The organism is Brevundimonas sp., from assembly GCF_035627475.1.
In the GTDB taxonomy this organism is placed as follows: domain Bacteria; phylum Pseudomonadota; class Alphaproteobacteria; order Caulobacterales; family Caulobacteraceae; genus Brevundimonas.
Genome location: NZ_DASPLR010000004.1, coordinates 80,061 through 102,073 on the forward strand (window position 1 = coordinate 80,061; position 22,013 = coordinate 102,073).

Sequence of the window (22,013 nt, forward strand, 5' to 3'; positions counted from 1 at the left end):
CTGATCCTCGGGTCAAGCCCGAGGATGACGGGCGGGGGGAGAAGGGCGTCAGGATTCAAATCCGGGGACGACCAGGCTGCGCGGCGAGAAGATGGCGCAGGCCTTGAACAGGGCGCCCATCTGGTCGTCGGCGGTCAGGCGGGCCAGCTGGCGGTCGATGACCGGCGCGGCGTCGGGGCGACCGTCCTTGAGCCGGTCGGCGCGGGCCTCGATGCCCAGCAGGCGGAGGAACTCGCCCTGGCCGAGGCAGCCGGTGACGTCGGCGCCGGCGTGGACGGCGGCTTCCAGCACGGTCGGAAAATCGGCCCACTGGGTCAGGTCCGCCTCGCCCGGGGCCTCCAGCGGATCGACCTTCCGGTGCCGCAGCAGCGCCTGCAGGGTGTCGCCGGCCTCGGGCCGGGCGCGGCCGTAGTCGATCAGCAGGGCGGCGCCGGTGGCCGCCTTGACCAGGGCCGCGACCCCCCGCCCGAACACGGCTTGCTGTTCGGAGATCTCGACGGTCTGCCCCGGCTCGACGGCGAAGGCGGGGCGTTTGAAGCCGGCGGTGATCGCCTTCAGCCCGAAAGTGAGTTCCCCGTCGTCGGTGACGCCGACGCAGCGCTCGGCCCAGCCGTCTTCCGTCTTCACGAACTGACGGGCGGGCAGGCAGTCGAGCACCTCGTTGGCGATCAGGATCACCGGGGCGTCGGTCTCGATCCGGTCCAGCGAGGCGACCCAGCGCGGGTGGACGTCGCTGTCGGCGAGCATGCGCGCCTGGGCTTCGCGCAGCGGCGGGCTGGGCTCGATCAGGATCAGGTCGACGGCGCGCAGGAAGTCGGGGGCCAGGCGGGCGGCGCGGAGGGCATCGGCCATCAGGGTGCCGTCGCCGGGGCCGACCTCGACCAGCCGGACCCGCTCGGGCGCGCCGAGCCGCTCCCACAGCTCGATCGCCCACAGTCCGATCAGCTCGCCGAACATCTGGCTGATCATCGGCGCGGTGATGAAGTCGCCCGTCGCGCCGATGGCCGGGCGGGTGGCGTAGTAGCCGTCCTGCGGATCGTGCAGGCACCGCGTCACGAAGTCGGCGACGGTCAGCGGCCCGGTCAGGGCGATCTCGCGCGCCAGCCTTTCCTTGAGCGGATTGGCCTTCAGCGTCACTCAGGCCTCCGCGGCGACCGGGGGGCGGCTCCAGGCGCGCCAGATCAGCCAGGCGCCGACCAGCATCATCGGGATGGACAGCATCATGCCCATGGTCAGGCCGAGCGGCAGGTTCTCCATGCCGAAGTCCGGTTGGCGGACGTTCTCCAGCGAAGCCCGCACCAGGCCGTAGCCGAACAGGAAGATGCCGGTGACGTAGCCGGGCTTGGCCAGCAGCCGGCCCTTGTAGACGGCCAGCCACAGGATCGCCGCCAGGGCGATGCCTTCAAGCCCCGCCTCGTAGAGCTGGCTGGGGTGGCGCGGCTCGAGGCCGGCGGGGCAGAAGCCGTACATCGTCTCGATGGTTCGGTTGCAGAAGACCATGCCCCACGGCGCGTCGGTGGGACGGCCCCACAGCTCGCCGTTGATGAAGTTGGCGATGCGGCCGAAGAACAGGCCGAGCGGCACGACCGGGGCGACAAGATCGCCCAGGCTGAGCAGGCGGACCTTGTTCTTCCAGGCGAACCACACGATGGCCAGGCTGACGCCGATCAGGCCGCCGTGGAACGACATGCCGCCGTCCCACAGCCGGAACAGGGCCAGCCGGTCGCCCCAGTCGGCGCCGGTGAACAACTGGGCGTAAAGCTCGGGCTTGTAGAACAGGGCGTAACCGAAGCGCCCGCCGAGGATGATGCCGAGGGTGATCCACAGCACCAGATCGTCGAGCTGGACCGTCGTGACCGGCGGCTTGCCGGGCTGCCAGACGGCGTTGTCGCGGGCCAGCCGGTTGGCGTACCACCAACCCAGGACGATGCCGGCGACGTAGGCGAGGGCGTACCAGCGGATGTCCAGCGGGCCGATGCTGAACAGGACGGGATCGAACTCGGGAAATTGCACGGGCGCTCCTGCAGGCGGTTCCTGCGAGGGGTTTAGCAAGCGTCGCCGGGCGCGTCCCTGATTTTTCCACTGTGGCGTCGCCCCAATGAAGCCATACCCGGCATCGACAGCAAGGTTTCGTTCACCATATCGGGCAACCATCGGTTAACGACGCTCGTAGGCCCGAGTCGGAGAGTTTCCATGCAGACGCGCAATCCCATCCTCGACGAGTTCGCCAAGCTGACCACCGGCGCCATGGGGCTGGCCCAGGCCGCCGGGGAGGAGGCGAAGACCGCCTTCCGCGCCCAGGCCGACCGGTTCGCCGCCGACATGGATCTGGTCCGGCGCGACGAGTTCGACGCCCTGAAGGCCGAGATTGCGGCGCTGCGGGCCGAAATCGCCACCCTGAAGGCGGCGAAGAAGCCTCAAAAGGGAACGTCCACAGCGGCTTCTCCCGCGCAGGACGCAGCCGGTTGAGCCGAATCTGCGAACCCGCCTACCGTTCCCTGACAGGGCGTGAGTCGCGCCTGGAGACGCCTTGATGGACACTGCCCGGCCCGAAGAAGTCGAGGTTCCCTACGATCCGCTGGACGTGGTGGAGCACGTTTTGGTGGCCGAGAACCTGCCGTTCGACCGCACCGACGAGGGCGACCTCGCCTTCGCCCTGGCCGGCGACTGGAAGGACTATGAGCTGTGGTTCGCCTGGCGGCCCGAGGGCGACTGCCTGCAGCTGTGCTGCGCCCTCGACCTGCAGGCCTCGAAGGCGCGCCGGGCGGCGGCCTACGAACTGGTCGGCCTGATCAACCAGCGCACCTGGATGGGGCATTTCGAGGTCTGGGCCGAGGATGGCGAGATCGTCTTCCGCCATTCGCTGGCCCTGCCCATGGGCGAGCGGCCTACGCTGGGCCAGGCGGCGTCGATGATCGATGCGGCGGTGGAGGCGGCGGATCGCTACTACCCCGCCTTCGACTTCATGATCCGCGGCAACAAGAAGCCGCAGGAGGCGATCGACTCCTGCCTGTTCGAGACCATCGGCACGGCCTGAGGCCATGACAGACAAGCGATCGAGCGGCGCCGTGGTCCTGGTGGGTTGCGGCCGGCTGGGATCGGCCATTCTCGAGGGCTGGCTGGCGACGGAGACGGTCGCGCCGGCCGATCTGATCGTTCTGACGCCGTCGGAGAAGCCGGCCGCCGAGGCGGCGCGAGCCGTGGGCGCGGCGATCAACCCTCCTCACGGAGCGCTCGGGAGGGCCCGCGCCGTCGTGCTGGCGGTCAAGCCGGCGAAATGGCGCGACGCCCTGGAGCCTGTGCTCGGGGGCCTGCCGCCGGAAGCCGTGATCGTCTCCGTCATGGCCGGGGTGAGCGCCGACGGGATCGCCGCCCTGGCCGCTCGGCCGGTCGCCCGGGTGATGCCGACCACCGGCGTGGCCCAGGCACGGGGCGTGGCCGCCCTGTGGTCCGCCGACGCCGCGGCCCGCGAGACGGCCCGCCGGCTGTTCGGCGCGATCGCCGATGTCGTCGATCTGGACAGGGAGGCGCTGATGGACGCCGCCACCGCGGTGGCCGGGTCGGCGCCGGCCTTCATTCACGCCTTCGTCCAGGCGCTGGCCCGGGCGGGGGAGGGGCAGGGGCTTTCGCCGGAAGCGGCGGGGCGACTGGCGCGGGGAGCGCTGCGGTCAGCGGGCGCCGGAGCCGACACGGGCGAGCCGCTGGACGCCCTGATCGCGCGTATCGCCTCCCCCGGGGGCACGACCCGGGCCGGGCTCGACGCCATGCAGGCGACTGGCGACCTCGACCGCGCGGCCGAAGCCGCCGTCGAGGCCGCCGTTCAGCGGGCGAAAACGATCAGCGGCTGACGTAACGTCCGTCGGCCAGCCGGCTGGCGAGGCGCTGGTAGGCGCGGTCGGCGTCCTGCCAGGTGGTGTTGCCATGCACCTCGGCCAGGCTGGTGGAGTACCAGTCGTAGCTGACCGGCAGAACCTGGCCATCGGCCGTGGTGACGTTGCCCTCTATGGCGGCCCCGCCGATGGAGATGCTGCGGTGGCCATCGAGGCCCGGGCTGTGGGACAGCTGCTCGAAGGTCGGGCGGTTTGGCTTGAGGTCCGTCAGCACCAGATCGATCCTGGCCCCGTCCAGACGGCCGCTGCGGGCAAGGGCGCGGCGGACGACTTCGGCCAGCCGGTCGGCCTGCTCGCGCACCTCGCGTTCGCCCAGTTCGTCGGCCTTCTGCTGAAGGTCGGCGCCGAGGGTGACGTTGATCGAGGCGGGATCGGCCAAGGCGGGGCCGGCGGCTACGGCCAGCACGGCGCCGAGGGGAGCAAGAAAGGCGAGTTTGCGCATCGTGTATCCTCCAATTGCCCTGTCGAACGGAAAGATGCGCCCTGCGGCCCCGCTTCGCCAGTGGAAGTAGCGAATTGTGATCCGTCTCAGCCGGGCAGGCGGATGACGGCCCGCAGACCGCCCAGGTCGCTCCGCGCCAGCGTGATGTCGCCGCCGTGGCTGCGCGCCACGTCCCGCGCGATGGCGAGGCCGAGGCCGACGCCCTTCCGGTTCTGGTTGCGCGAGGCGTCGAGGCGCGAGAACGGACGGAACGCCTCCTCGTGCATGTCGTCGGGAATGCCGGGGCCGTCGTCCTCGACGGTGATCTCGAGGCCGCCGGACGGCAGGCCACGGGCGCCCAGCCTGACGTGATCGCCGTGGGCCGCGGCGTTGCCGGCCAGATTGGCCAGGGCGCGCTTGATGGCGAGCGGGCGCAGGCTGGCGGTCAGGCCCGCCGGCACCTGAACCACGACCTCGGCCCCGGCGCGGCGGGCGTCCTCGGCGGCGACAGCCAGCAGATCCCCGATGTCCACCATCTGCGCCGCCTCGCCGGCCTCGCCGCGGGCGAAGGCGAGGTATTCGTCGATCATGTGCTCCATTTCGTCGAGGTCGCCCCGCATGGCCGAGGCGCGCTTGAACGGCGGGGCGAGGGCCAGTTCGAGCCGCAGCCGGGTCAGCGGGGTGCGCAGGTCGTGGCTGACAGAGGCGAGCAGGGCGGTGCGCTGGTCGATATGGCGCTGGATGCGGTCGCGCATGTCCATGAAGGCCTGCGCCGCCGCCCGGACCTCCTTTGCCCCGTGGGGCTTGAAGCGCTCGCGGGCCTCGCCGCGTCCGAAGGCCTCGGCCGCCTCGGCCAGCCGCTCGATGGCGCGGACCTGGTTGCGGATGAACAGGATGGCGACGCCCATCAGCAGGACTGTGGCGATGAACAGCCAGACCACGAAGATGTGGGCCTGGGTGGCCACGGCCCGTTCGCGCGGCGCGATGATGCGCAGCACCCCGTCGGGCTGCTGCACCCGGATGTCGACATAGGCGGGATATTGGGTGGTCGAGAACCAGAAGGGCCGGTCAAGGCGGGACGACAGGGCTTCCTCGAGGGTGCGGTCGACGACGCCGATCGGACCGCGCTCCTGTTCGCGCGGCAGCACATCGCCCTCGCGCAGGTCGACCGACAGCGACATCGACCGCTGGGCCCGGTCGGCGATGATGGCGAGATTCCGCGGCGTCGGATCGTCGGCGTAGCTCTCGGAGGCCCAGGCGATGTCGCCGGCGAGGCCCTCGGACAGGCGGGCCGTCACGGTCTGCCAGTGCATGTCGAAGAAGGCCCAGGTCACGGCGACCTGCATGACCAGCACCGGCAGGACGATGATCAGCAGCGACCGGCCCCACAGCGAGGTCGGCAGGCGCCGCTTCAGCACCCGCGCCCAGACGTTTGCGGGGAGCCAGCGCACCGGCGGCTCAGTCCGGGGCCAGCATGTAGCCGACGCCGCGCACCGTCTGCAGGTAGCGCGGGTTCTTGGGATCGGCCTCCAGCTTGCGGCGCAGCCGGGTGACCTGCACGTCGACGGCGCGGCCGGTGATGTCGGCGGTGTCGGGCGACAGGCTCATCCGCTCGACCGGCGCGTGGGCGTGGATGGCGAGCGTCTTGAGCAACTGGGCCTCGGCCTCGGTCAGGCGCTGGGGCTTGCCGTCCTTCGACAGCTCCAGCCGCTCCATGTCGAACACGGCCGGGCCGAGCTTGATCTCGCGCGGCGTCAGGGGCTTGCCGCCGGTGCGGCGCAGGATGGCGTCGACGCGCAACGCCAGCTCGCGCGGGTCGAACGGCTTGGACATATAGTCGTCAGCGCCGCGCGACAGGCCCTCAATGCGGTCGTCGGGGTCGCCCCTGGCGGTCAGCAGCAGCACCGGCGTCTTCGAGGTCTCGGCCTTGGAGCGGACCCAGGTGGTCAGGTCGAAGCCGCTCTCGCCCGGCATCATCACGTCGAGCACGACAAGGTCGAACTCGATCAGCTCCATCAGCCGCTTCGCCGCCGCGGCGTGCGCCGCGCCGGTGACGCGATAGCCCTCGCGGGCGAGGAATTCCTTGAGCAGTTCGCGAATCCGGTCGTCGTCGTCGACCACCAGCAAATGGCGGCCGGCGCCGGGACCGGCGACCGGACCCGAGCGGCCATGGGGGCGGACGTCGGTCATGCGGATGCGACCCCGTGCGCTGTGGAGGCGTTGACCTCGCGGGTTCGGACGGCTCTAACCCGGGGGCAGACGCGGGAGACGTTATTCAATGGCCTTCGTTCCTTTCGACGATCGTGACGGCTGGATCTGGATGGACGGGGATTTCGTGCCCTGGAGGGACGCGAAAACGCACGTTCTGACCCATGCCCTTCACTACGGCTCGTCGGTTTTCGAGGGTGAGCGTATGTATGGCGGCGAAATCTTCAAGCTGACCCCGCATAGCGAACGCCTGAAGCGCTCTGCAAACCTGCTGGATTTCGACCTTCCGTACAGCGTGGCCGAGATCGACGCGGCCTGCAAGGCGACCTGCGAGAAGATGGGGCTGGCCGACTGCTATGTGCGGCCGGTGGCCTTCCTCGGCCCGGAGGCGGTCAGCGTCTCGGCGATCCGCAACAAGGTCCGGGTCGCCATCGCGGTGTGGGAGTGGCCCAGCTATTTCGACCCGGAGACCAAGGCGCGCGGCATCCGGCTGGAGTGGTCGAAATGGCGCCGCCCCGACCCGGCCACGGCGCCGTCGGCGGCCAAGGCGGCGGGCCTGTACATGATCTGCACCATGTCGAAGACGGCGGCGGAGCGGCGCGGCTACGCCGACGCCATGATGCTGGACTGGCGCGGCTATGTCGCCGAGGCGACCGGCGCCAACGTCTTCTTCGTCCAGGATGGCGTGCTGCACACACCGCCGGTCGACGCCATCCTGGACGGCATCACCCGCCAGACCGTGATCGAGATGGCCGCGGCCAAGGGCATCGAGGTGGTGGTCCGCCACATCCGCCCCGAGGAACTGGCCACCTTCAGCGAATGCTTCCTGACCGGAACGGCCGCCGAGGTGACGCCGGTGAGCGAGATCGGCGAATACCGATTCACCCCCGGCGCCCTCAGCCTCGGCCTGATGGAAGACTACGGCCGGCTGGTGCGGGGCGGCTAGGCCGCCACAACCGGCTTGCGCCGCCGCACCACGGCCCACCACACCGCGCCGCCGATGACGGCGACGGGCAGCAGCACCGATCCGATCGTGATCAGCACGGCCAGCATGCCCATCGACAGGCCGAAGGCGTCGCCGAGGGCGCGGGCGACGGGGCGGGTCGGGCTGTCGGCGGCCATGAGGCCGCCCTGACGGTATTCCAGCGTCAGCCGGGCGCTCTGGACGCGGTCGTTCAGGGCCTTCAGCTCCAGCTGCCGGGCGTCGTACTGGCGCTGCAGGTCCGCGAGCTGGCGTTCGATCTGCAGCCGCTGTTCGAGCGTGCCGCCCGGGCGGCGCTGCAGTTCGCGGATGCGCTCGGCGAGCGAGGCCGAGGTTTTCGCCCCGGTGGCGGCGGCGTCGATCCCGCCGGTGACGTCCTCGCCCTCGGTCAGGGCTTCCTCCAGACGGCCGCCGGCGTTTTGGGCGTCGAGGGCCAGTCCGGCGCGGAAGCGGTTGATCCACTCGGGTTGGCCGCGCAACTCCAGCCGACCGCCGGGTCGGCGCGAGGCCCAGTCGGCGTTGGCTGACACCACCTGGCAGAGGCCGGGACCGGCGGTGACGCAGGCGAACTCGTGACGGCTCATCAGCTCGGCGCCGCGCTCGGTGGGCACTGACATCACATAGCTGAAGGCATAGGCGATCTGCGCGACCGGGGCGAGCGGGGCGGGCAGGGGCTCCGGCGTTTCGGCGGCGGCGGGCAGCGGACGGCCATCCGAAGGAGCCGCCGCCTCGGCGCGCGTGATCCTTGCGGCGGCGTCAGGAGCCGCCGGAGCGAGGTTCGCCTGCACGTCCGCCCCGGCGGCGGCGTAGTCGGAGGATTCCCTCGCCTTGTCGGCTGGCTGGCAAGCGGACAGAACCAGTGCGCTGGCGGCTGCCAGCATCAGAGCCTTTCGCATCGTCATTCTCCCTGTCGCCGTGCTGATCACGGTTCCGTGATGGCGCGCCGGGATCGCGGCGAACTGTGGGCCGGGGTGGAGCGGAACCTTGGCCGGGCCGCGTCGAATTCAGGTCGTGGTCACCCGCGGACGCGCGGCGGGCGACGGCGGCTTGCCAGAAGCGCGCGCGTGGCGTTCAACGGGGCAGGGCCGGCGGGGAGCCCGACGGGGAAATGCGTCCATGTTCAGCGTCCTGAATCTGCAAAGCCTTCTGGGCCTGGTCGTCGTCGTCGCCGCCTGCTGGGGTCTGTCAGAGAACCGGCGCGCCTTCCCATGGAAACTGGCGCTGGGCGCGATCGCGGTTCAGGCCGGGCTGGTGCTGGCGCTGTTCGCCATTCCGGGCTCCCAGAACGTGCTGGCGGCGATCACGGGGGCGGTCGACGGGCTGAACGCGGCGACCCAGCGGGGCACGCAGTTCGTGTTCGGCTACCTGGCCGGAGGCGACCAGCCCTACGCCGTGACCAACCAGCCGGCCCTGTTCACCTTCGCCTTCCAGGTTCTGCCGCTGATCCTGGTGATTTCGGCGCTTTCCGCCCTGCTGTGGCACTGGAAGGTGCTGAAGTGGATCACCCACGGCTTCGGCATCCTGTTCCAGCGCACCATGGGCCTGGGCGGGGCCTCGGCGCTGGCGGTGGCGGCGAACATCTTCCTCGGCATGATCGAGAGCCCGATCGTGATCCGCGCCTATCTCGACAAGCTGACGCGGTCGGAGCTGTTCCTGCTGATGGTGGTGGGACTGGCGACGGTCGCCGGCTCGACCATGGTGGCGTATGCCGCGATCCTCGCGCCGGTGATGTCGAACGCCGCGGGCCATGTGCTGGTCGCCTCGATCGTCTCGGCGCCGGCGGGCATATTGCTGGCGCGGATCATGATCCCGGAGCGGCCGGGCGAGGGCGGGGCGCACGCCGACTACGACTCGGCCCTGAAGTACGACAGCGCCATCGACGCCATCGTCAAGGGCACGGCGGACGGGCTGATGGTGGTGCTGAACATCTCGGCGGTGCTGATCGTGTTCGTGGCGCTCGTCGCCCTGGCCAACATCATGATCGGCGGCCTCTGGCTGTTCGACGGGCCGGTGACGGTCGAGCGGGTGCTGGGCTGGCTGTTCATGCCGGTGGCGTGGCTGACCGGGGTGGAATGGTCGGAGGCCGGGCGCGCGGGGTGGCTGCTGGGGGTCAAGCTGACCCTTACCGAGTTCGTCGCCTTCATCGAGCTGGGCAAGGTTCCCGTCGCGGAGATGAGCGAGCGGACGCGGATGCTGATGACCTATGCCCTGTGCGGTTTCGCCAACATCGGCTCGGTGGGGATCACCGTGACCGGCCTCAGCGTGCTGATGCCCGAGCGGCGCGAGGAGGTGCTGGGGATGGTCTGGAAGGCGCTGTTCGCCGGTTTCCTGGCCACGCTCATGACCGCGGCGGTTGTGGGCGCGATGCCGGCCTCCATATTCCGCTGACGCCGGAGGCCTGATCGATGAAGCTGTACACCTCGCACCGCGCGCCCAATCCCCGCCGCGTGCGCTGGGTCATGGCCGAGAAGGGCATCGAGGATGTCGAGGTCGTCGAGGTCGACATCCTGGCCGGCGAGCACAGGACGCCGGAGTACCGCAAGCGGGTCGGCGTGCCGCATCTGCCCTCGCTGACGCTGGACGATGGCACGACGATCTCGGAATCGATCGCCATCGGCCGCTATCTGGAGTCGCTGTATCCCGAGCCGAACCTGTTCGGCCATGACGCGCGCGAACAGGCGGTGGTCGAGATGTGGACCCGCAGGGCGGAGTTCTATCTGGCCAATCCGATCATGCTGAGCGTGCGCCATTCGCATCCGGCGCTGGCGGCGCTGGAGGCGACCCAGCTGCCGCAGGTGGCGGAATACAACCGGGCGGCGGCCGAGCGCTTCATGAAAACGCTGGACCGGCACCTCGCCGACCGCGAGTTCATGGCCCTGGACCGGTTCACCATCGCCGACATCGTCGCCGTGGTCGGCCTCGATTTCGCGCGGCTGGTCCGCTACCGCCCGCCGGAGGAGTTCGGGCATCTGGCGCGCTGGCTGGAGGCCTGCCGGAACCGGCCCGCGGCGAAGGCGGGCGCCTAGGGTTACTGCAAACTCCGGTTGCGCGCGGAGCGGGCCGATGCTCTGTTCCCCTTCAAACGGAGGGGATGATGTCCAGCACTTTCAGGGAACGGCGCCGGTTCGACGTGGGCCGCGTATTCGAGCTCACATTCGGCGCGATCGGGGCCAACGGCCTGCCGCTGTTGCTGATCGCCTTCCTGTTCGTGGGGATCCCGCAGGCCGCCCTCGCCTGGGGCCAGTCGACGATGCTCGGCCGGACGGGGACCGACACCTTCCTGGGACTGGCCGCCCTCGTCTGGCTGGGAGGCCTCTTCCTCAGCATGGTCTGCAGTGTGCTGATGCAGGGTGTCGTCACCCACACCGTCGTGGCGGACCTGCAAGGCCGCAAGACATCGCTTGGAGAGAGCCTCGGCGTGGCCCTGCGGTCGTTCTGGGTGCTTCTGGGGATCGGCATCGTCAGCGGCCTGGCCATGATGCTCGGCCTGATCCTGCTGGTCGTCCCCGGGATCCTGATCTTCCTCATCTGGATGGTGGCCGGCCCGGTCGCCATCGCCGAGCGGACGGGCGTCGGGCGGGCCCTGAGCCGCAGCCGCATCCTGACCCGCGATCACCGCTGGTGGCTGCTGCTGATCGCCGTGATCTATTTCGCGGTCAGCTGGGTTCTGGGCCTGATCGCGGGGATGGTGAGCGTGGCCCTGGGAGGTTTCGATCCAGACTCCACCCTGAACGTTGCGAGCCTGATCATCGGCCCCGCCGTCCAGGCGCTGTCGACGCTGATCTGGGGCGCCATGGTCGCGGCCGCCTACGTCGAGCTCCGCTCCGTCAAGGAAGGCGGCGGCAAGGAGAGCGTCGCCGCCATCTTCGACTAGAGGCCGGTCTAGGCGGCGTCGAACTTGTCCTTGCGGCGCCGGCCCATCAGCAGGCGCGATTCCAGCCGCCCGCGGATGCCGTGGTAGTAGGCGCGCAGGAACTCGCCGTCGGGCGCGTCGCCGCGGACATAGCCGATCTTGGTGGCGATGCGGTCGGCGACGGCGCGGACCGTCGCCCGGTCCCCGGTGCGGAGCACCTGCTCCAGCACCTGCAGCTCCTTGACCCCGTAGACGTCCAGCTGGGCCGGGGTGAAGTCGAAGGCCGGCCGGTGCAGGGCGCCCTCGTCGGCCATGTCGCGGAGCATCTTCTGGCGCGGCGCGCGCAGCACCCAGGTGCCCGCGACGAGATCTCCGGCGCGCAGCCGGTCGGCGTTGAACACCGGCAGGAAGACGAAGACGCCGCACCAGATCAAACCCAGGAGGTAGATCCAGCCGTCCACGCCGCCGCCGCTGAAGGGGCCGGCGATCATCAACGACAGCGGCAGGAACAGCTCCAGTTCGCGCAGGGCGTTGCGGGTGAAGACAGCGTCGAACCTCAACCGCCCGCCGTCACGCGCGGCGACGCGGAGACCCAGGACCCGCTTGCCCGGCGTCGCCGCCTTGGCCGACATCTCATAGGCGAGGAAATAGCCGTTCCTGAGCAGGAACATGCCGAGGAAGAACACGACCGCCACCAGTTCGGCGGCGCTCTCGCCGACCGCCGAGGCCACCAGCAGGAGGACGATGATCGTGGTCAGGGTGATCCCGCCGATGATCAGCATGTCGATGATCAGGGCGCCGAGCCGCTGGCCGACCGACGCCAGTTCGAGCCGGAGTTCCAGCCCCTCCGGCGTGACCAGGGCCCGCTGGCGCTTTCGTTCCGCGGGAGTGAGGTCGACGGCGGTCATGCGCCGGCCTTCCGGGGGCGTGGACCGTAGAAATAGAGGCCCCAGATCAGCGCGGTGGCCGCGGCGACGCCGTAGCGGGCCAGGTCGTTGACGATCAGCTGGCGGCCGAAGCCTTCGAGCAGGCCGGCGCACAGCAGCATCAGCACGACCCCGACCATGGCCGCCCCGGTCGAGCGGCCGGCCCCCGAGAGCGCCTCGAGCCGGCTGTCCTGGCCCGGAAAGGCCACCGCCCAGCCGATCTTCAGCCCAGCCGCGCCCGCCAGGATGATGGCGAACAGCTCCGTCACGCCGTGAATCAGCAGCCAGCCTCCGAATTCGAAGCCCAGCCCCTTCTCGACGAAGACATGGACCACCGCGCCCAGCATCGCCCCGTTCATCAGCAGCAGCACGATCGTCGGCGCGCCGAAGGCGAAGCCCAGGGCGAAGGCGACGAGCGCCACCTGGGCGTTGTGGGTGAACAGATAGGTCGAGAAGGCCGACAGTCCCTCGGCCCCCTCGTCGTGGTAGAGGGTCGCGCGCAGCGCCTCGCGCGACGCGGTCGGGTCCCGGCCGTCGGCGAGCGCCTGGTCGACGAAGCCGAAGAACCAGTCGCTGTCCGATCCGATCAGCCACCAGGCCACGACCGCCCCCAGCAGTGTGATGGCCAGCGCGATCAGGGTCTCGCGCCACAGTCCGCGCACGCTGCCGGGCCAGTCCCGGCTGAAGAAGGACGCCAGCTGTTCCTGCGGCGTGGAGCGGGCGCCGTAGACGAAGAAATAGGCCCGGGTGGCGAGGCTCTCCAGATAGCCGATCAGGCCCTGGTCCAGGGAGGTGGCGCGAGCCACCGACAGCGACGACAGGGCCGATCTGTAGAGCACCGGCATAGCGAGGATCTCGGCGTCCGACAGCGCCGAGGCCGAGCGCTTCTCGGCCTTGTCGACGATGGCCTCCAGCCGCCGCCAGTCCGCCTCGCGTTCGCGCCGGAAGCGCTGGCTCTTGAGTTGGTTTTCGCTCACAGCAGGTCCCGCCGCTTGAGGTCGAGATAGACGTTCAGGATCTCGGGCCCGACCCGCTCCGCCGGGGTCTCGACGATATGGGCCCCCAGCCTGCGCAGGCGGGCCAGCACCAGATCCCTTTGCTGGAGCAGGCTGGCGGCGACGACGGCGCGGGCGACGTCCTCCGGCGTCTCGGGCGGGGCGGTGACCAGCGCCTCGAGCTCATCGTCGCGCATGACCACGAACAGCACGAGGTGCCGCTTCACCAGCCGGCCGGCGCTCTCGATCATCAGCTCTGCGGCGGTGGAGTCCGCGAACTCGGTGAAGATGACCACCAGCGAGCGCCGCTTGAGGCTGGACGACAGGCTGGTCAGACCGAGCGCATAGTTGGGCTCTTCCGCGCCATAGTCGATGCGGGCGGCCTGGCGGGCCAGCAGGGGGAAGGCCCCGACGCCCGCGACCACGCCCGTGGACAGTCTCGGACGGTCGTCGAAGGCGAACAGGCCGGCGCGGTCGCCGCCGCGCAGCGAGGCATAGGCGAGGATCAGGGCGCCGTGGATGGCGCGGTCGATGCGCGGGGCGCCGGCGATCGGCTCGCTCATCACCCGGCCGCAGTCGAGGGCCATGACCACCTGGTGATTGCGCTCGGTGCGGAACTCCTTGGCCAGCAGGGTCTGGTGCCGCGCCGACTGCTTCCAGTCGACGGTGCGGCGGTCCATGCCGGAGTGGAAGTCGCTCAGGGCGTGGAACTCCGCGCCTTCGCCGATGTCGAGTTGCACCTTGGCGCCGTGCTGGGCGTCGCGGGAAAACATCCGCACCGCCTCGTCCTCGATGCGGCGGATGTCGGCGCCGATGTCGACGGTCACATCCAGCTTGCGGCGGGCCTGGCGCCAGACGAGGCCCAGCGGGCCGCGCCAGCGCACCACCGCCTGCAGGAAGGCGGCCTGGCCGCGCCGCACGGGACGCAACGGAAAGCGGAAGCCGCCTCCCGCATCGCCGACGCCCCGCACCTCCACAAGGCCCAGCCGCGGCTCCGCGTCGAGCGCCGCCTGCACCGAGCGGCGGGCGCCCCAGCGGCCGAAGCCGACCGTCAGCCGGGCCTCGGCCGGCGCGGCGACGGCGAGATAGTCCGGCGCCTCCAGTTCGATCCGCGCCGCCGCGGGAGAGGCGGCCATCAGGGCGTCGATCAGCATCAGCAGGCCCACGCCGAGCAGCCACGCCGGCGCGACGATCCACAGGCCGGGCTGAAGCAGGCCCACGAGCAGGGCGAGCGGCGCTCCCGCGAGGGCCGCCAGGACGCTGAGGCGCGTCGGATAGATCATCGCGGAGCGGCGGCCTGTTCGATCAGGCTGCCGATCACCTGGTTGACCCGGCGGCCCTCGATCTCGGCCGCCGGAGACAGCACGACCTTGTGGCGCAGGGCCGGCAGGGCCAGCGTCTTGACGTCGTCGGGAATGACGTAGTCGCGTCCATCCAGCGCGGCGCGCGCCCGCGAGGCGAGGGCCAGCATGGCCGCGGCGCGCGGGGAGGCGCCGGTCTCGAGGTCAGCGCTTTCTCGCGTCGCCCGGACCAGATCGACCACATAGGCGGTAATCTCCGGGGCGAGCCGGACCCGGCCCACCATGGCGATGGCCGCGGCGACGGCCGCCGCGTCGGCCACCGGCTGGACGCCCAGGGCCACCGGATCGGGCATTCCGCCGCGTGAGCCATGCGCCTCGACCACCTTCAGCTCGTCGTCCCGGGACGGATAGTCGAGCGTCTGCTTGAACAGGAAACGGTCCAGCTGGGCCTCCGGCAGCGGATAGACGCCCTGCTGCTCGATCGGGTTCTGGGTGGCGATGACGGTGAACCGGTCGCTCAGCACATGGGTGTCGCCGTCGACGGTGACCGACCGCTCCTGCATGGCCTCGAGCAGGGCCGCCTGGGTCTTGGGCGGGGTGCGGTTGATCTCGTCGGCGAGCAGGATGTCGCAGAACACCGGCCCGCGCGTCAGGGTGAAGGTCGAGGTCTGGAAGTTGAAGATGTTGGAGCCGAGGATGTCGCCCGGCATCAGGTCGGGCGTGAACTGGATGCGGCCGAAATCGAGGCTGAGCGACCGGGCGAAACTCTGGGCCAGGAGCGTCTTGGCGGTGCCCGGAGGCCCTTCCAGCAGAATGTGCCCGCCGCAGAACAGCGCCGTCAGCATCAGATCGACGGTGTCGGTCTGGCCGATCACCGCCTTGCCGACCTCCGCGCGTATGCGGGCGGCCAGCGTCCCGACTTCAGTCATGTCCACGCGTCATCTCCAGTTTCCAGCGGTTCAGGGCTCGGGCGACGGCCATCAGGTCGCTCGCGTTTCGGGCCGTGTCCGCCCGGGCGGCCAGGGCGGCATAGGGCGTCGCCGGGCCCTGGCGCGAGGCGAGCCGGTCAAGCAGGGCTGTGAGGGCCTCCTCGGACAGCCGCGACGGCGCGGCGACCGCCCGGGCGGCCTGGGCGTGGACCAGCCTGGCGTAGGGCCCCGCCATCCGGTGTTCGCGCCGGGCCAGGCGCACGAGGGCGGCGGTATTGTCGGCGAGCGCCTTCTTGCCCAGCGCGACCGCCCGCCGGGCATGGCGATGCGGCGCGAAGCGGATCATCGCCTGCCAGCCCACGAGGGCGACGGCGAAGGCCAGGCACAGGGTGAAGCCCAGAAGCGGCGGCTCCAGCATCAGGCGCGGCACGCTTCGCGGCCGGGCGAACCCGTGCAAGGTCAGGTCGAACACGACCCCGCCCTTTCCGGCCTGCAACTCGTCGATCAGGGCCAGGGCGGCGCGCGCCTTGCGCGGATCGTCCATGCCGCGGGTGTTGAGCAGGTCGGGGTCGGAAAGCACGTAAACGCCCGTATCGCGGTGCACGACGACGACGGCCTGGCCCGCGCCATCGAGGATGACCGGAGTCCAGCCGTGGCCGGACAGGGTGCGTAGTCCCTCGACCCGAACCCCGCCGGCAAGGCGGCGGTCGCCGGCGGCGGTCAGCCGCACCTCCGAAGGACCGTTGCGGCGGGCAAGCGTCAGGGTGTCGCGCAGATGCGGCGGCAGCACGGACAGGCTCTGCGGGGCGCCGAGCTCATGGAGGCCACGAACCCAGCCGCGGCGTGCGGGATCGTTCAGGGCGGTCCATTTCGGCAAGACCACGAGGACCTCGGCGGAGCTGTCGAAGAGCCGATCCAGCGCCTCCTCGTCGCGGCCTTCGGGCGGGGTCAGAATGACGAGGCTCCCGGCGGCGCCGCTCCCGAGGCTTCCCCGGCTGAGCAATACGGGGCGGTCCATGTTGCGGAGCAGGCTGACGAGGCCGGCATAGCCGATCGCCGAGCGCGACAGGGCGTGGTCCCGGCCGTCGTCTCCCCGGTCGAGTTCGGGCGCATAGGCCCCCAGGACGCCGATGGCGGACAGGGCGAAGACCGCCGCCAGGACCAGGGCCAGCACCACTCCGGGCCGGAAGCCGCGCGCGGCCGTTGGCGGGGGGGCGACGCCGGTCATGCGGTCCACGCGCCGGGAAAGGCGAACGCCTCATAGGCCTGCCGGCATTCGGTGAAGGCGGCCCGGTCCACGGGCCGCCCGCCGAACAGGCTGGCCTCTACGGCCCGGGCGATGCGCGAGAAGGCGGGTCGTGCGGCGGCGGGCAGGCGCTGCAGACCGGCGATGTCCCGGGCCGTGAGCGCCGGTCGGACCGTATTCGGAAGCCTGCCGTCGATGTCGCCGATACTGCGCAACAGGATGAGATGGACGGCCTCGTCGTAGCGGCCCTGCTCGGCCAGGGCGTCGGCGTCGGACAGGAGGGCGAGCGCGACGCCCGCGGCCGGCCGCCAGTCGCCTTCGCCCGACGGGGCGGAGGGCCGATGGCGCTCCGGAAAGCGTATGCGGAGCAGTTCGCGCCCGATGAACCAGAGGATCGTCAGGACGATGGCGGCGAGGCCGATCCAGAAGATGACCCTGAACAGCGGCGCGAGCTCGCCGAGGAAACGGAACACCGCCATCAGCCAGTCGGGCATGGACGGGGGCGGCGGCATCGCCGCGACCTCGAATTGCAGGGAGGGGTCGCCCGCCACGGCGGCGTGCGCGGCCTCGAAGCCGCCGCCGCCGTCGGAGGCTGCGCGCCCGGCCCCCGCCGACGCTGTACTGACAACCGAAGATCGCCCCATGCCGGCCCACGATGCCGACTGTGGGTTGAGAAGTCGAGACTTTGGCGGGCGTTGACCCCGTCTTTCGCAGGGGGCAGCATCGCTCGGGGGGTCCGCCGGGCGACCGAGGACCTTCGACCGGCCCTGCGGATGGCCGGTCAGCCGTTGAACCGCCCGAGACATCCATGACCGATCAGCCAGACGTCTATCCCGTTCCTTCCGAATGGGCGCAGCGGGCCCGCATGAACGCCGCCGGCTACGAGACCGCGAGGACCGCCGCGCGGACGAATCCCGCCGCCTTCTGGCGCGAGCAGGCGCGGCGGCTGGACTGGATGACGCCGCCGACCCGGATCAAGGACGTCTCGTTCGACCGGGCCGACTTTCGCATCCGCTGGTTCGAGGACGGGGTGCTGAACGTCGCCTGGAATTGCCTCGACCGCCATCTGGAGACGCGGGGCGACGAGACGGCGATCCTCTGGGAAGGCGACGACCCGGCGCAGTCGGGCAGGCTGAGCTATCGCGAACTGCACCGCGAAGTCTGCCGCATGGCCAATGTCCTCAAGGGGCTGGGCGTGGCGAAGGGCGACCGGGTCACGATCTATTTGCCGATGATCCCGGCGGCGGCGGTGGCCATGCTGGCCTGCGCCCGGATCGGGGCGGTGCATTCCGTGGTGTTCGGCGGCTTCTCCCCCGACAGCCTGTCCGGCCGGATCGAGGACTGCGGGTCCAGGGTGGTGATCACCGCCGACGAGGGGCTGCGCGGCGGCAAGCGGGTGCCGCTGAAGGCCAATGTCGACGCGGCGCTGAAGAAGGAGGCCGGCGCCATCGTCGAAAAGGTGCTGATCGTCTCGCACACCAACGCCGACATCCCGATCGTCGAGGGCCGCGACGTGCGCTACGGCGAGGCCAGGCACGGGGTCGGCGACGACTGCCCGTGCGAGCCGATGAAGGCCGAGGATCCGCTGTTCATCCTCTACACCTCGGGCTCGACAGGCAAGCCGAAGGGGGTGCTGCACACCACGGGCGGCTATCTGTTCTGGGCGGCGTGGACGCACGAACTGGTGTTCGACTACCGCCCCGGAGAGGTGTTCTGGTGCACCGCCGATGTGGGCTGGGTCACCGGCCACAGCTATTGCGTCTATGGTCCGCTGGCCAATGGCGCGACGACCCTGATGTTCGAGGGGGTGCCCAACTACCCGGACCACAGCCGCTTCTGGCAGGTCGTGGACAAGCACAGGGTCGAGATCTTCTACACCGCCCCGACGGCGCTGCGGGCGCTGATGCGGGAAGGCGACGGGCCGGTGAAGGCGACGAGCCGCGCCTCGCTGCGCCTGCTCGGCACGGTCGGCGAGCCGATCAATCCGGAGGCCTGGCGCTGGTATCACGAGGTGGTGGGAGAAGGGCGCTGCCCGATCGTGGACACCTGGTGGCAGACCGAGACGGGCGGCGTGCTGGTTTCGCCCCTGCCGGGGGCGACGGATCTGAAGCCGGGCTCGGCGACGAAACCGCTGCCCGGCGTCGAGCTGCAGCTGGTCGACGCCGATGGCGCTGTGCTGGAGGGCGCCGCTTCGGGCAATCTGTGCATCACCGATAGCTGGCCGGGGCAGATGCGCACCGTCTGGGGAGACCACGCCCGCTTCTTCGACACCTATTTCAGCGCCTATCCGGGCAAGTATTTCACCGGCGACGGCTGCCGCAGGGACGAGGACGGCTACTACTGGATCACCGGCCGGGTGGACGACGTCATCAACGTCTCGGGCCACCGGATGGGAACGGCGGAGGTCGAGAGCGCCCTGGTGCTGCACGAGGCGGTGGCCGAGGCGGCGGTGGTCGGCTTTCCGCACGACATAAAGGGCCAGGGCATCTACGCCTATGTGACGCTGAACGCCGGTGTCGAGCCGAGCGAGGCGTTGCGCAAGGACCTGATCGCCCAGGTGCGGACCGAGATCGGGCCGATCGCCGCGCCCGACGTGATCCAGTGGGCCCCGGGTCTGCCCAAGACCCGGTCGGGAAAGATCATGCGCCGTATCCTGAGGAAGATCGCCGAGAACGAGATCCACGCCCTGGGCGACACCTCCACCCTGGCCGACCCGGCGGTGGTCGAGGACCTGGTCCGGAACCGCGCCGGGGCAAGTTTCCCTGCACAAGCCGGTGGTTGAACCACGTCCCTGATTGGCACGATTCGCGCGTGCGGGTGGATATCGGCGGTGGGGCAGGGTTCCGACCGGGCGGGTTTCCGCCCCGGTCAGCTGGCGCAATACCGAAGGGCGGGCGTGACGATTGCGGATGGCCGCGATTTTGGCGACCCTGCCTCGCCGGCCGCGAGGCCGGCGCTATCCGGGGGGCGCCGCATGGCTGTCGAGGCGACCGAGCTGCGGGACGATATCCGGAACGCCCTGGGGGGCTCGCCAGAGGTGGCGGACGCCCTGGCGGCGCACGCCACGGCGCGGGAGTATGCGGCCCGCGCGGTGATCCTGCGCCATGGCGACCGGTGGGGCCACGCCTACCTCGTCGTGGGCGGACGGGCCCAGGCGCTGGTCTACGGCCTCGACGGCCAGATGGTGCTGGTCCACGAATACCGGACGGGCGACCTGTTCGGCGCGATCGGCGCGGCGGACGCCTGGCCGGTCGAGGCGGACGTCGTCGCCGCGGACCCGACGCGCGCCGCCTGCGTTCCCGCGGGCGACTTCGTGATGCTGGTCGACCGCCATGGCTCGCTCGGCCTGCTGCTGGTCCGTTCCCTGCTCGGGCAGTTGCGCGCCACCAGCGCCAGGATGGTGGACCGGACGACCCTCTCTGCTCCCGGCCGCGTCTATGCGGAGCTGCTGCGGCTGGCGCGGCTCGGCGACGGAAAGGCGATCCGCCCCGCGCCTGTGCACGCGGCCCTGGCCGTCCGGGTCCAGAGCACCCGGGAGACCGTATCCCGCGCCGTCAGCGCCCTCGAGCGGCGAGGCATCGTGCGCCGCGAGGGCGACGCCCTGGTCATCGTGGCGGCCCAGCGCCTCGAGGAACTGGTCGTCTAGCCGCCCGCACGGCTCAGGGCGTACAGGGCGATCGTTTCGCCGCCTCTCGACAGCTCGCCGACGTAGGGGGTCTCGCCGGCCGCGACGGGGGTCCAGCCGTGCAGGGCCGCGGCGAAGGTCTCGCTCAGATGGATCGCGCCGTCGGGGGTCGAGGCCAGCATGTCGGGCGCGACGCCGGTGGCGGCGCCGATCAGTGCGGGCGGACCCGCGAACGGGCTGTCCACCCGCCGCGCCACGCCGTAGTGGGCGGCGATCCGCCCGGTGTCCGGCCCGAGGGCGGCGATGATCCGGTCCGCGGCGTCGGCGGCCTGGGCGGGATTCGGGAAGGCCAGGTGGAGCGCCTGCCCGGCGACCACCGGAGCCGTCAGCGGGTTCGCCGCATCGGCCAGAGCCCCGCCGATGCGGGCGAGGCCGCTGGCGTCGTCGTCGAGGGCGACCGCCAGCATGGCCGCGAGGACACCGTCCGGGGGGCCGTCGGCCAGCGACTTCACGCCCCCGGCGAGGTTCGGCGGCCGGGCGACATCCAGCTGCGTCTGGCGGCGGCCGCTCCGCCGCCAGTGCTCGCCGATCCGCGCCGTCGCGCCGGTCGAGGCGTCCGGATCGACAAGCAGCAACTGCACCGCCTGGGTGGCCAGCGAGGCCGCTTTCATCACGGCCCGGCCCATCGCCGCCTCGGCCGCGAGCCGGATGTGGAGCATGGTCGTCGCGGCGAGCTCCGCCTCGACCACGGATACGCTCGCCGCCTGCGCCAGAACCGCGTCGAACCGCTGCGCCCAGTCCCCGCCCAGGGGCGCGGCCGACTCGGCCCTGAACACGGCCGCAGGGGCGGGCAGCACCAGATGGAGTTCGGCTCCGCGCGCCAGAACCGCTTCGGAGATGATCAGGTCGGCCCCGCCGGCCAGGGCGCCCCAGGCGAAGCCGATGCGCGCCTCGTCCAGGGCCGCGTCGATGCGCCGGCGCAGGTCCGCGTCGTCGGCGACGGCGAGAGGCCCGGCGAAATGCAGGGTGCGCGGCGGCTGCAGCGGCGCCAGCCAGGCGTCGTCCTCGCCAAGCACCTCCAGGATCAGGGTGAACTGGCGCAGCGTCGTGGCGTGGTCCTCCCACGCCTCCGGCGCGAGGCGGCGGGCGTCCTCCAGCGCGGCCTTCGCCTCGTCGATCCGGCCAAGCAGCAGCAGCGCCTCGGCCCGCGTCGCGCCCAGATAGTAGGGGGTCTCGGGTCCGGTGTCCCCGGCGTCCAGCTTGCCCAGAACCCTGCGCGCCCGCTCTTCGGCGGCGGGCCGGTCGTCCGCAAGCAGGGCGAGGGTGGCGGCGTTGACCAAGTGGTAGCTGGTCCCGCTCAGATCGGCGGCCCGGGCGTAGGCGTCGCCCGCCTCGCGCCACAGGCGGGGGCGATCCGCCGCCGCCGCCTGCCGCGCCTCGTCCTTGAGCAGCCGCCCGCGCACGCTGAGCGTGGCCGGATCGTCGGTTACGGCGGCGAGCCCGGCCTCGTCGAACAGCCGTCTCGCCCGCTCCAGGGCTCCGGACCGGGCGAGGGCGATGATCGTCAGCAGGGACGCGGGCGGGGACTGGTTCAAGATGCGGGTCTCACGCGTCGGCCTCGTCGAGATGTTCTGCAG

General features: G+C 71.0%; 22 protein-coding genes. 9 read left to right on the forward strand and 13 right to left on the reverse strand.

Features of this window, described 5'->3' with window-relative positions:
* Positions 1–48 precede the first annotated feature (48 nt).
* Both VEA62_RS01265 and lgt read right to left on the reverse strand, forming a co-directional pair.
* On the reverse strand, positions 49–1,137 hold the full coding sequence (locus tag VEA62_RS01265; RefSeq protein WP_324817357.1) for a class I SAM-dependent methyltransferase: 1,089 nt from the start codon (positions 1,135–1,137) through the stop codon (positions 49–51).
* The gene (gene lgt, locus VEA62_RS01270) at positions 1,138–2,013 is read right to left on the reverse strand and encodes a prolipoprotein diacylglyceryl transferase (protein WP_324817359.1); all 876 of its coding nucleotides are present in this window, start codon (positions 2,011–2,013) and stop codon (positions 1,138–1,140) included. It lies immediately after the preceding gene.
* 180 nt (positions 2,014–2,193) lie between these two features.
* On the opposite strand from lgt, the gene VEA62_RS01275 reads away from it, so the two are divergent.
* The 3 genes from VEA62_RS01275 to VEA62_RS01285 all read left to right on the forward strand — a co-directional run bounded on the left by VEA62_RS01275 (position 2,194) and on the right by VEA62_RS01285 (position 3,848).
* Entirely contained in the window at positions 2,194–2,469 is a 276-nt protein-coding gene (locus VEA62_RS01275; RefSeq protein ID WP_324817362.1) for an accessory factor UbiK family protein, read from the forward strand.
* A 64-nt stretch (positions 2,470–2,533) separates the two neighbouring features.
* Positions 2,534–3,037 (forward strand): YbjN domain-containing protein, encoded by a 504-nt coding sequence (locus VEA62_RS01280; RefSeq protein WP_324817364.1) that lies wholly within the window; start codon positions 2,534–2,536, stop codon positions 3,035–3,037.
* Positions 3,038–3,041: 4 nt separating this feature from the next.
* Positions 3,042–3,848 (forward strand): pyrroline-5-carboxylate reductase family protein, encoded by an 807-nt coding sequence (locus VEA62_RS01285; RefSeq protein WP_324817367.1) that lies wholly within the window; start codon positions 3,042–3,044, stop codon positions 3,846–3,848.
* Here VEA62_RS01285 and VEA62_RS01290 read toward each other — a convergent pair.
* The 3 genes from VEA62_RS01290 to VEA62_RS01300 form a co-directional block, all read right to left on the reverse strand.
* Positions 3,838–4,332: a hypothetical protein gene (locus VEA62_RS01290; protein ID WP_324817370.1), complete on the reverse strand. Its 495-nt coding sequence runs from the start codon at positions 4,330–4,332 to the stop codon at positions 3,838–3,840. The genes VEA62_RS01285 and VEA62_RS01290 overlap by 11 nt on opposite strands.
* 86 nt (positions 4,333–4,418) lie before the next feature.
* Positions 4,419–5,762 (reverse strand): ATP-binding protein, encoded by a 1,344-nt coding sequence (locus VEA62_RS01295; protein WP_324817373.1) that lies wholly within the window; start codon positions 5,760–5,762, stop codon positions 4,419–4,421.
* 7 nt (positions 5,763–5,769) lie between these two features.
* A complete protein-coding gene (locus VEA62_RS01300; RefSeq protein ID WP_324817376.1) occupies positions 5,770–6,501 on the reverse strand; it encodes a response regulator transcription factor in 732 nt (243 codons plus the stop codon).
* Positions 6,502–6,589: 88 nt separating this feature from the next.
* On the opposite strand from VEA62_RS01300, the gene VEA62_RS01305 reads away from it, so the two are divergent.
* Positions 6,590–7,465 (forward strand): branched-chain amino acid aminotransferase, encoded by an 876-nt coding sequence (locus VEA62_RS01305; RefSeq protein ID WP_324817378.1) that lies wholly within the window; start codon positions 6,590–6,592, stop codon positions 7,463–7,465.
* Here the strand turns inward: VEA62_RS01305 and VEA62_RS01310 are convergent.
* Positions 7,462–8,397, reverse strand: coding sequence for a DUF4349 domain-containing protein (locus tag VEA62_RS01310; protein WP_324817381.1), 936 nt, complete (start codon positions 8,395–8,397; stop codon positions 7,462–7,464). The genes VEA62_RS01305 and VEA62_RS01310 overlap by 4 nt on opposite strands.
* Positions 8,398–8,617: 220 nt before the next feature.
* On the opposite strand from VEA62_RS01310, the gene VEA62_RS01315 reads away from it, so the two are divergent.
* The 3 genes from VEA62_RS01315 to VEA62_RS01325 all read left to right on the forward strand — a co-directional run bounded on the left by VEA62_RS01315 (position 8,618) and on the right by VEA62_RS01325 (position 11,375).
* Positions 8,618–9,889, forward strand: coding sequence for a NupC/NupG family nucleoside CNT transporter (locus VEA62_RS01315; RefSeq protein WP_324817384.1), 1,272 nt, complete (start codon positions 8,618–8,620; stop codon positions 9,887–9,889).
* A gap of 17 nt (positions 9,890–9,906) precedes the next feature.
* Positions 9,907–10,527: a glutathione S-transferase gene (locus tag VEA62_RS01320; RefSeq protein ID WP_324817387.1), complete on the forward strand. Its 621-nt coding sequence runs from the start codon at positions 9,907–9,909 to the stop codon at positions 10,525–10,527.
* 68 nt (positions 10,528–10,595) lie between these two features.
* The gene (locus VEA62_RS01325; RefSeq protein ID WP_324817389.1) at positions 10,596–11,375 is read left to right on the forward strand and encodes a hypothetical protein; all 780 of its coding nucleotides are present in this window, start codon (positions 10,596–10,598) and stop codon (positions 11,373–11,375) included.
* An 8-nt stretch (positions 11,376–11,383) separates the two neighbouring features.
* Here the strand turns inward: VEA62_RS01325 and VEA62_RS01330 are convergent, their stop codons facing one another.
* Genes VEA62_RS01330 through VEA62_RS01355 form a run of 6 tightly spaced genes read right to left on the reverse strand, consistent with a single transcriptional unit; the run spans position 11,384 to position 17,395 of the window.
* Positions 11,384–12,262, reverse strand: coding sequence for an RDD family protein (locus tag VEA62_RS01330; RefSeq protein WP_324817392.1), 879 nt, complete (start codon positions 12,260–12,262; stop codon positions 11,384–11,386).
* The gene (locus VEA62_RS01335) at positions 12,259–13,257 is read right to left on the reverse strand and encodes a stage II sporulation protein M (RefSeq protein ID WP_324817394.1); all 999 of its coding nucleotides are present in this window, start codon (positions 13,255–13,257) and stop codon (positions 12,259–12,261) included. The genes VEA62_RS01330 and VEA62_RS01335 overlap by 4 nt, the downstream gene beginning before the upstream one ends.
* The gene (locus tag VEA62_RS01340; protein WP_324817396.1) at positions 13,254–14,558 is read right to left on the reverse strand and encodes a DUF58 domain-containing protein; all 1,305 of its coding nucleotides are present in this window, start codon (positions 14,556–14,558) and stop codon (positions 13,254–13,256) included. Before VEA62_RS01340 ends, VEA62_RS01335 begins: the two co-directional genes overlap by 4 nt.
* Complete coding sequence (locus VEA62_RS01345) at positions 14,555–15,505, reverse strand: AAA family ATPase (RefSeq protein WP_414641781.1); 951 nt, start codon at positions 15,503–15,505, stop codon at positions 14,555–14,557. Before VEA62_RS01345 ends, VEA62_RS01340 begins: the two co-directional genes overlap by 4 nt.
* Positions 15,498–16,733 carry a hypothetical protein gene (locus VEA62_RS01350; protein WP_324817401.1) on the reverse strand — a complete coding sequence of 412 codons (1,236 nt, stop codon included), beginning with the start codon at positions 16,731–16,733 and terminating at the stop codon, positions 15,498–15,500. The genes VEA62_RS01345 and VEA62_RS01350 overlap by 8 nt, the downstream gene beginning before the upstream one ends.
* A complete protein-coding gene (locus tag VEA62_RS01355) occupies positions 16,730–17,395 on the reverse strand; it encodes a DUF4129 domain-containing protein (RefSeq protein ID WP_324817403.1) in 666 nt (221 codons plus the stop codon). The genes VEA62_RS01350 and VEA62_RS01355 overlap by 4 nt, the downstream gene beginning before the upstream one ends.
* A 164-nt stretch (positions 17,396–17,559) precedes the next feature.
* Between VEA62_RS01355 and acs the strand changes: the two genes are divergently transcribed.
* Both acs and VEA62_RS01365 read left to right on the forward strand, forming a co-directional pair.
* Positions 17,560–19,533: an acetate--CoA ligase gene (gene acs, locus VEA62_RS01360; RefSeq protein ID WP_324817405.1), complete on the forward strand. Its 1,974-nt coding sequence runs from the start codon at positions 17,560–17,562 to the stop codon at positions 19,531–19,533.
* Positions 19,534–19,725: 192 nt separating this feature from the next.
* Entirely contained in the window at positions 19,726–20,397 is a 672-nt protein-coding gene (locus VEA62_RS01365; protein ID WP_324817408.1) for a Crp/Fnr family transcriptional regulator, read from the forward strand.
* Here the strand turns inward: VEA62_RS01365 and VEA62_RS01370 are convergent.
* Positions 20,394–21,971, reverse strand: a complete 1,578-nt coding sequence (locus VEA62_RS01370) for a tetratricopeptide repeat-containing protein (RefSeq protein ID WP_324817411.1) — start codon at positions 21,969–21,971, stop codon at positions 20,394–20,396. The genes VEA62_RS01365 and VEA62_RS01370 overlap by 4 nt on opposite strands.
* Between the last annotated feature and the right edge of the window lie 42 nt (positions 21,972–22,013).

Excerpts from the sequence above, each read along its gene's own strand:
- VEA62_RS01300 (WP_324817376.1), bottom strand. The coding sequence starts at position 6,501 with ATGACCGACGTCCGCCCCCATGGCCGCTCGGGTCCGGTCGCCGGTCCC.
- VEA62_RS01290 (WP_324817370.1), bottom strand. The coding sequence starts at position 4,332 with ATGCGCAAACTCGCCTTTCTTGCTCCCCTCGGCGCCGTGCTGGCCGTA.
- VEA62_RS01330 (WP_324817392.1), bottom strand. The coding sequence starts at position 12,262 with ATGACCGCCGTCGACCTCACTCCCGCGGAACGAAAGCGCCAGCGGGCC.
- VEA62_RS01280 (WP_324817364.1), top strand. The coding sequence starts at position 2,534 with ATGGACACTGCCCGGCCCGAAGAAGTCGAGGTTCCCTACGATCCGCTG.
- VEA62_RS01285 (WP_324817367.1), top strand. The coding sequence starts at position 3,042 with ATGACAGACAAGCGATCGAGCGGCGCCGTGGTCCTGGTGGGTTGCGGC.
- VEA62_RS01345 (WP_414641781.1), bottom strand. The coding sequence starts at position 15,505 with ATGACTGAAGTCGGGACGCTGGCCGCCCGCATACGCGCGGAGGTCGGC.
- VEA62_RS01320 (WP_324817387.1), top strand. The coding sequence starts at position 9,907 with ATGAAGCTGTACACCTCGCACCGCGCGCCCAATCCCCGCCGCGTGCGC.
- VEA62_RS01350 (WP_324817401.1), bottom strand. The coding sequence starts at position 16,733 with ATGACCGGCGTCGCCCCCCCGCCAACGGCCGCGCGCGGCTTCCGGCCC.
- VEA62_RS01355 (WP_324817403.1), bottom strand. The coding sequence starts at position 17,395 with ATGGGGCGATCTTCGGTTGTCAGTACAGCGTCGGCGGGGGCCGGGCGC.
- VEA62_RS01310 (WP_324817381.1), bottom strand. The coding sequence starts at position 8,397 with ATGCGAAAGGCTCTGATGCTGGCAGCCGCCAGCGCACTGGTTCTGTCC.
- VEA62_RS01365 (WP_324817408.1), top strand. The coding sequence starts at position 19,726 with ATGGCTGTCGAGGCGACCGAGCTGCGGGACGATATCCGGAACGCCCTG.
- acs (WP_324817405.1), top strand. The coding sequence starts at position 17,560 with ATGACCGATCAGCCAGACGTCTATCCCGTTCCTTCCGAATGGGCGCAG.
- VEA62_RS01315 (WP_324817384.1), top strand. The coding sequence starts at position 8,618 with ATGTTCAGCGTCCTGAATCTGCAAAGCCTTCTGGGCCTGGTCGTCGTC.
- VEA62_RS01325 (WP_324817389.1), top strand. The coding sequence starts at position 10,596 with ATGTCCAGCACTTTCAGGGAACGGCGCCGGTTCGACGTGGGCCGCGTA.
- VEA62_RS01275 (WP_324817362.1), top strand. The coding sequence starts at position 2,194 with ATGCAGACGCGCAATCCCATCCTCGACGAGTTCGCCAAGCTGACCACC.
- VEA62_RS01340 (WP_324817396.1), bottom strand. The coding sequence starts at position 14,558 with ATGATCTATCCGACGCGCCTCAGCGTCCTGGCGGCCCTCGCGGGAGCG.
- VEA62_RS01305 (WP_324817378.1), top strand. The coding sequence starts at position 6,590 with ATGGCCTTCGTTCCTTTCGACGATCGTGACGGCTGGATCTGGATGGAC.